Below are 6,035 nucleotides of genomic sequence, written 5' to 3' on the forward strand. Positions count from 1 at the left end.
AATCCGTTCAACCGCTTCTCTCCGCTTCTCATCAGTAAACAAGGGGATAATTCGTGTTCCGGCCACTGCCTGATCAGCAGTCACATGATGGTGGGTGTGCAAGGTGGCGAACATGACATCTTCGACATCATTGATCCGGTACAAGGCATCCGTGTTCACCTTGAGCAATCCGCTGTGGGTGGCGACAAGGTTTACCTTGCCCTCGACCGGTTCTGTCAGGCGGAGCCCGTTTCCAGTGGCTGCGACGGCAATTCTTCGCGCGGCCTCATCCTCATGGACCGTGCCGGCTTGCATGTCGAAGACAAAAACATTCGCTTTGCCGAGATCAAGCAGTTTGGGGACATCCTCCTGTCGAATGATGCGCCCTTTCTTGAAGGCCCGTCCTTTGAAAAAGCCCGGTACGATCTGGGTGATGTCGTGGCACAGCACCTTTCCGACGGCATCTTCTACAGGTACGGTTTTCATGTCTGACTCCCATTTGAGGATCTTTAGGTGACCGGTGTAGAACGGCAAAAAATTCATTATATTGAATTTAATAATTACTATTCACAAATTCGCCGTGTCAAGCCTATTCTTTGCCAACAACCTAATAAAACAATTATAAATTTAAAAACAGATATCTATGATTATTGTGCTGGTCGTTTGAATCATTTTAATTTTATTGATCTAATTGCGCAAAGTTCACTATGATGAACATTTATAACCAGGCGGGCCGTTACAACGATAGGGCAGGGAAAATTGGCAGATGGCGTGATCGATTCATTGCGCACTGCATGTGGACGGCACTTCGGTGGACAGGGCCGGCCGTCGATGGCGTTCAGGTTATCTGCCACCTTTCTGTGAACATCCCCAACCGCGATAGCGAGGCCGTTTCCCGTCGCTTGCGGCGGGATTGGCGAGCGAACGACACATCGATTATGATCCCTGCGATGCTGCGCAGCACGGCCTTTACTTAAAAAAAGTCAGCAGCGCATGCAGGTTGCTCATGGGATGCGGCGGGCAGCCGGGAATGAACAGGTCCACCGGCAGTAGGGTGTCAAGTCCTTCCGTTACTTCGGGGCTGCCCCGGAAAGGGCCGCCGGTCAGGGTGCAGCTGCCCACGGCGATTACCACCCGGGGTTCGGGGGTGGCCTCAAAAGTCTGCAGCAAGGCCGTTTTCATGTTGCGGGAAATCGGGCCGGTGACCACGATGCCGTCGGCATGGCGCGGGGAGGCCACGAAGTTGATGCCGAAGCGGGCCAGATCGAAAAACGGGGTGGCCAGTACGTTCAGGTCCGCTTCACAGGCGTTGCAGCCGGCGGCCGACACCTGGCGAAGCTGGAGCGACCGGCCGAAGAGCTTTTTGAAATGCTGCCGGGAATGCGCGGCGAGGTCAGGGAGGTCTCCTGCGGTGACCAAGTGTTCCTTTTCGGCAACGGAGACGGCAAAATCCTGGGTGAACGTTACAAACCGGCCTTTGCCAATACGCTCGCAGGTTCCGCAGAAGACGCAGCGTCCCATGTCGATGGTTTTGGCTGCTGCGTCGATGGCCTCCTGGGGGCAGGCCGCCGCACACGTGGATGCTACATCCGCCGGCGCATCAGGGTCGATTTTCGGCCGGCCACGGTAGCGGGGCAGCAGCTGGACGTTTTCCTTCGGGTATTTGGAGGTTTTGCAGCCTTGTTCGAACCGGTTTTTCAACACATTTAGCATAATGAAATCGCTCTGCCGTTATGGATATGTTAGTAAACTAAAACTCTCAGTTAACGATGACGCACGCCTAAAAAAACAGTATTTCAGACGGTTTCGTAAAACTTTCCAGATCAAGGCGTGCGGGCCGCGAAAGCGCGCTTAAGCGAGCGAACAGCAAATCGATCTTCATCCGTACGGCGAACATTCATGTTCCATCCCGAGAAATGAGGCCTACTGACGGTATGCCGCAGTGACGAGGGATGAAGCGTAACGCCGATATCGGACGTTTTTGAATCCGTCATAGGTCAAACCCGCAATACGACAAGTTAAAGCTCTTGTTGTTCAGCGGGAAATCCGAAATTCCCGTATCTCTGAGAGACATGGACAACCCGTTCCAATTATGGAATGAGGGGTCCTTGACCTTGTACCGCAGAATGCCACCTGCCGCATCGGTGAGGATGCAGTGCGACAACTCCCCCCGCCAGGCCTCGTTGAGCGTGACCACAAGGGAATCGGGTGCCAGGGTCATCTCAATCATGTCGATGACATGGGTCTCCACCGGGTTATGCAGCAACGATTCGATGATTTGGATGGACTGCATGATCTCGTCGGCCCTGACCTTGGCACGGGCATACACGTCGCCTGTGGGTTCAGCATTTTCGGGGATTTCCAGGCGATTGTACTGCTCGGTGGGGAAGCATCGCCGAACATCGTAGGCGATGCCGCAGGCGCGTCCGGCCGGTCCCACCAACCCCAGCCGTTCCGCATCGGAGCGACTCACCTGACCACAGCCTTCAAAACGGGAGCGAACGCTTGAAGTCGAAAAGAGCAGGTCGATGACATGCTTTACCTGGGGCTTGAGTTCACTGATGCGGGCGGTCAGATCACGGCGGTTGTCGTCGTTCATGGGAAAACGAACACCGCCGGGCCTAACCAGTCCTTTGCCGAAGCGGTTTCCGCACAGCAGCAGGCTCATGTTGAGAAAATCCCCTCGCATGCGGCCGCAGTAATTGGCCGGCGGCAGAAAGGCCACATCGCCGCTCAAGGCCCCGAGGTCGCCCACATGGTTGGCAATGCGTTCCAGCTCCAGCCCGATGGTGCGGATGATTTTCGCCCCCTCATCGGTCTGGATACCGGCAAGGGCCTCCAATGCCTGGGCGTGGCAAAGGCTGTGTCCCACAGAGGTATCACCGGCAATATTCTCGGCGATGAACGGCAGCCGCCTGCGATCCGCTTTCAGAAGCAGATCTTCCGCTCCCCGGTGCTGGTAACCCAATTGGATCTCCAGGTTGAGCACCCGTTCGCCGATGCAGTTGAATCGAAAATGACCGGGCTCGATCACCCCGGCATGCACCGGACCCACGGCCACCTCATGGATTTCATCTCCCGCCACAGAATAATAATCGTATCTTCCGGGGATGTCTTCGGTGTAGTCGTTGCCGAAGACATCATCGACCCCGCGGCAATTGGCATGGTAGCGCACCATTTTCAACCACGGGTGACGCTCAGGCACGATGCCGTATTGCTCGGCGATTTCGCGTTCGAACATGTGAAAGGGTTCGCAATCAACCGTTAAGGCCGGATAGCGTTCAGGTGCATCACAGGTGGCGACAAGCAGCTCCTCGGTGCGCAACACGCAGATCAGGCGGACTGCGTCTTCCGTCTGGAAAGCAAAAAACTGGACCACCTTGCCGCCGCCGGTGACGATCGCTGTCGCCTGTTCCGAAAAGTCATTGAAGGAAAGATGGGGAATGCTTTCAATGGATATGGCCTTCCCATTGGCAATGGTTTTGAAAGTCATGGTTATTAAAATCCTCCACCGATGGCATTCACCGCATGGATAATCGTCTGGTACAACGTGTCCGGCATCCAGAAGCAGAGTACCAAAGAGGTTAACAGCAGCACGTATTGAGGCCAGACGAGGCTGGCGTCTTCTTTGATCCGCACGGTGGTATCCGACGTGTTGAAAGAGATTTTCATGATGTTGTTGGCAAAACCGGCGAATATCACGGCAAGACTAAGGATGAAGAAACCCGCACCGACATAGTTGCCCGTTCGAAATGCAGCGATAATAATCAGCAGTTCACCGATAAAAATGCCAAAGGGCGGAAACCCGGAAATACCAGCGAAACCACCAAAGAAGGCCACAAAGGTTTTGGGCATGCGACCCACCAGGTTGCCGGTCTGATCGATAAAGCGGCTGCCGAATCCCAGTAGAATATTGCCGGAAGTCAGAAAAAGACTGGATTTGATCAGGCTGTGGTGGATCAGGCAGATCATCGCACCGTAAGCGCCCAGCCCCCCGATGCCGGTGCCGAAGGCGATGATTCCCATGTTTTCGATGCTGGAATAGGCCAGCATGCGTTTGTATTCAGTCTGCTTGAGAATAAAGGTGGCCGCGGCCATGATCGATATCAGGCCGAAAACAATCAGGATGGGCCCCGAAAAATCGGCCAGGCCGGCGGCGTGCATGATCTTGTTGGTTTTGAAGATCCCCAGGTAAGCGCAGTTGAGCAGCACACCGGAGAGCAGGGCCGAGGCCGGGCTGGGCGCCTCGCTGTGGGCGTCGGGCAGCCAGGTATGCATGGGGGCCAGCCCCATCTTGGTGCCGTAGCCGACCAGAATGAAAACGAAACCGGCCTTGAGCCACTTGGGATCCATCCGTGTGGCAACCTCGGTCATGGCGGAAAACGAGATGGGCGCATCGACCTTGCCCACGTCCATGGCCACGGTGACAAGAACTGAACCTAAAAGCGCCATGGCGATGCCCACCGAACAGATAAGCACATATTTCCAGGTGGCTTCCAGGGAAGCCGCCGACCGGTGGGTATAGATCAGCGGTGCGCTGGCCAGCGTTGTGGCCTCGATGGCGATCCACATCACCATGATATGGTCCGACAGGGTTACCATGGTCATGGTGGATAAAAACAGCAGCATGGATCCGGTAAAAATATTCTCCGCATGGATGTCGGATGCCTTGAGATAGGCGATGGTGTAGATGGATATCAGGAAAAAGAGCAGGGAGATCACCAGCAGGGAGAGCAAGCCTTCCGGCGTTACCGCAAAATATTCGGGAAACAAGGGTGCCAGCCGACCGGCCCATACGATCACGGAGAGGATCAAATGAATGGCGCCGGTGAGCACCAGCAGGCACCGCCCGATTTTATCAGGCAGAAAGAACGCTGCGGCGCCGGTCAGAAACGGTATCAGGAAAACGATTTCAAGCATGAAATGACCACCTATTCCTTTAAGGTTCGCAAGCGTGACGTGTCCACATCATCAAAAGTCTGTTTGATGTTCTGCAGGATGACAGCCATGATCATCACGCCGGCCAGCACGTCCAGCAGGATGCCGAATTCAACGATGTGGCGGGCCCGCATGGAGAAGGACGTGCCCACCAGGTAGATGCCGTTTTCCATCATGATATAACCCAGGACCATGGCAATGGCGTTGCGCCGGGCCATGAGCAGAAACATGCCGGCACCCAGCAGGGCGATCGCCGTGGGTAGCAGCAGGGCGCTGAGGCTGCTGTATGGGACATCGATGTGGTGGCTGGCAAAGGTGGCCCCGACGATCAGCAGCAAACCGGCCAGGATGGAGGCGTGGTAGCCGACGATGGGTTCGACTTCACGGCCAATGGCGACACGTTTGATGGCCAGGTAGATGCACCCGGGAATGACGATACCGCGGATGCTCAGCGTCACGATGGTGAAGATGAGACCGCCGGTGGACATTTCATGACCGACGAACAACGGTACGATGCTTACCACCACGCCCTGAAAAGCCATTACTTTGATCAGGCCCGGCAGGTGGCTGGACCCGAAGGAAAAGAGGATCGACAGCAGCGCCAGGGATAAAATCGTATCGACCGGATGAATCATTTTATAAACTCCAGGGTGATAACGGTTGCGAAAAAGGCCAGGGCAAAGGAGGTGAGAACAAACTTTGGCACCAGGTCCATGCGGTAGCGTGCCATGACTGATTCCATAACGCCCACGGCAACATAGACGATCAGGACACCCAGGGAGAACAACCCCAAATTCAATGCCGGATGGCCCATTTCAAAGGGCAGGATCAGTCGGGAGACGATGGACGCGTAGAAAAACATTTTCAGAAATGCACCCATTTCGATGAAACCGAAATCCGGACCGCTGTGATCGAGGACCATGACTTCGTGGATCATGGTCAGTTCCAGGTGGGTGGCCGGGTCGTCTACCGGCACCCGAGCGTTTTCCGTGAGCAGGATGATGAAAAAGGCGATGACGATGAAAAGTATTGGCGATCCGGCCGTCTGCCAGAAGCCGAAGGGCTGGGCGCCGGAGAGGTATGCCGCCAAATTAAGATCGCCGGTCAGGCGGTAGAAC

At 55.3% G+C, this 6,035-nt stretch carries 6 protein-coding genes and 1 pseudogene; 1 reads left to right on the forward strand and 6 read right to left on the reverse strand.

Going from position 1 to position 6,035, the window contains the following annotated elements:
• Positions 1-465: pseudogene (locus ABYV26_RS18485) on the reverse strand (molybdopterin-binding protein); the annotation flags it as partial.
• 27 nt (positions 466-492) lie between these two features.
• Here ABYV26_RS18485 and ABYV26_RS18490 point away from each other — a divergent pair.
• On the forward strand, positions 493-690 hold the full coding sequence (locus ABYV26_RS18490; RefSeq protein WP_372682834.1) for a hypothetical protein: 198 nt from the start codon (positions 493-495) through the stop codon (positions 688-690).
• A 258-nt stretch (positions 691-948) separates the two neighbouring features.
• On the opposite strand, the gene ABYV26_RS18495 is transcribed toward ABYV26_RS18490, so the two are convergent.
• The 5 genes from ABYV26_RS18495 to ABYV26_RS18515 form a co-directional block, all read right to left on the reverse strand.
• On the reverse strand, positions 949-1,692 hold the full coding sequence (locus ABYV26_RS18495) for a hydrogenase (RefSeq protein ID WP_372682835.1): 744 nt from the start codon (positions 1,690-1,692) through the stop codon (positions 949-951).
• A gap of 277 nt (positions 1,693-1,969) precedes the next feature.
• The gene (locus tag ABYV26_RS18500; protein ID WP_372682836.1) at positions 1,970-3,472 is read right to left on the reverse strand and encodes a hydrogenase; all 1,503 of its coding nucleotides are present in this window, start codon (positions 3,470-3,472) and stop codon (positions 1,970-1,972) included.
• A gap of 5 nt (positions 3,473-3,477) precedes the next feature.
• The gene (locus tag ABYV26_RS18505; protein ID WP_372682837.1) at positions 3,478-4,899 is read right to left on the reverse strand and encodes a proton-conducting transporter membrane subunit; all 1,422 of its coding nucleotides are present in this window, start codon (positions 4,897-4,899) and stop codon (positions 3,478-3,480) included.
• Positions 4,900-4,910: 11 nt separating this feature from the next.
• Positions 4,911-5,552, reverse strand: coding sequence for an NADH-quinone oxidoreductase subunit K (locus ABYV26_RS18510; protein ID WP_372682839.1), 642 nt, complete (start codon positions 5,550-5,552; stop codon positions 4,911-4,913).
• On the reverse strand, positions 5,549-6,035 hold a 487-nt coding region (locus ABYV26_RS18515; protein ID WP_372682841.1), incomplete at its 5' end, for an NADH-quinone oxidoreductase subunit H. The genes ABYV26_RS18515 and ABYV26_RS18510, both read right to left, overlap by 4 nt.

The sequence above is a fragment of the Desulfosarcina sp. genome, from assembly GCF_041551955.1.
Lineage (GTDB): Bacteria > Desulfobacterota > Desulfobacteria > Desulfobacterales > Desulfosarcinaceae > Desulfosarcina.

Excerpts from the sequence above, each read along its gene's own strand:
- ABYV26_RS18495 (WP_372682835.1), bottom strand. The coding sequence starts at position 1,692 with ATGCTAAATGTGTTGAAAAACCGGTTCGAACAAGGCTGCAAAACCTCC.
- ABYV26_RS18500 (WP_372682836.1), bottom strand. The coding sequence starts at position 3,472 with ATGACTTTCAAAACCATTGCCAATGGGAAGGCCATATCCATTGAAAGC.
- ABYV26_RS18505 (WP_372682837.1), bottom strand. The coding sequence starts at position 4,899 with ATGCTTGAAATCGTTTTCCTGATACCGTTTCTGACCGGCGCCGCAGCG.
- ABYV26_RS18510 (WP_372682839.1), bottom strand. The coding sequence starts at position 5,552 with ATGATTCATCCGGTCGATACGATTTTATCCCTGGCGCTGCTGTCGATC.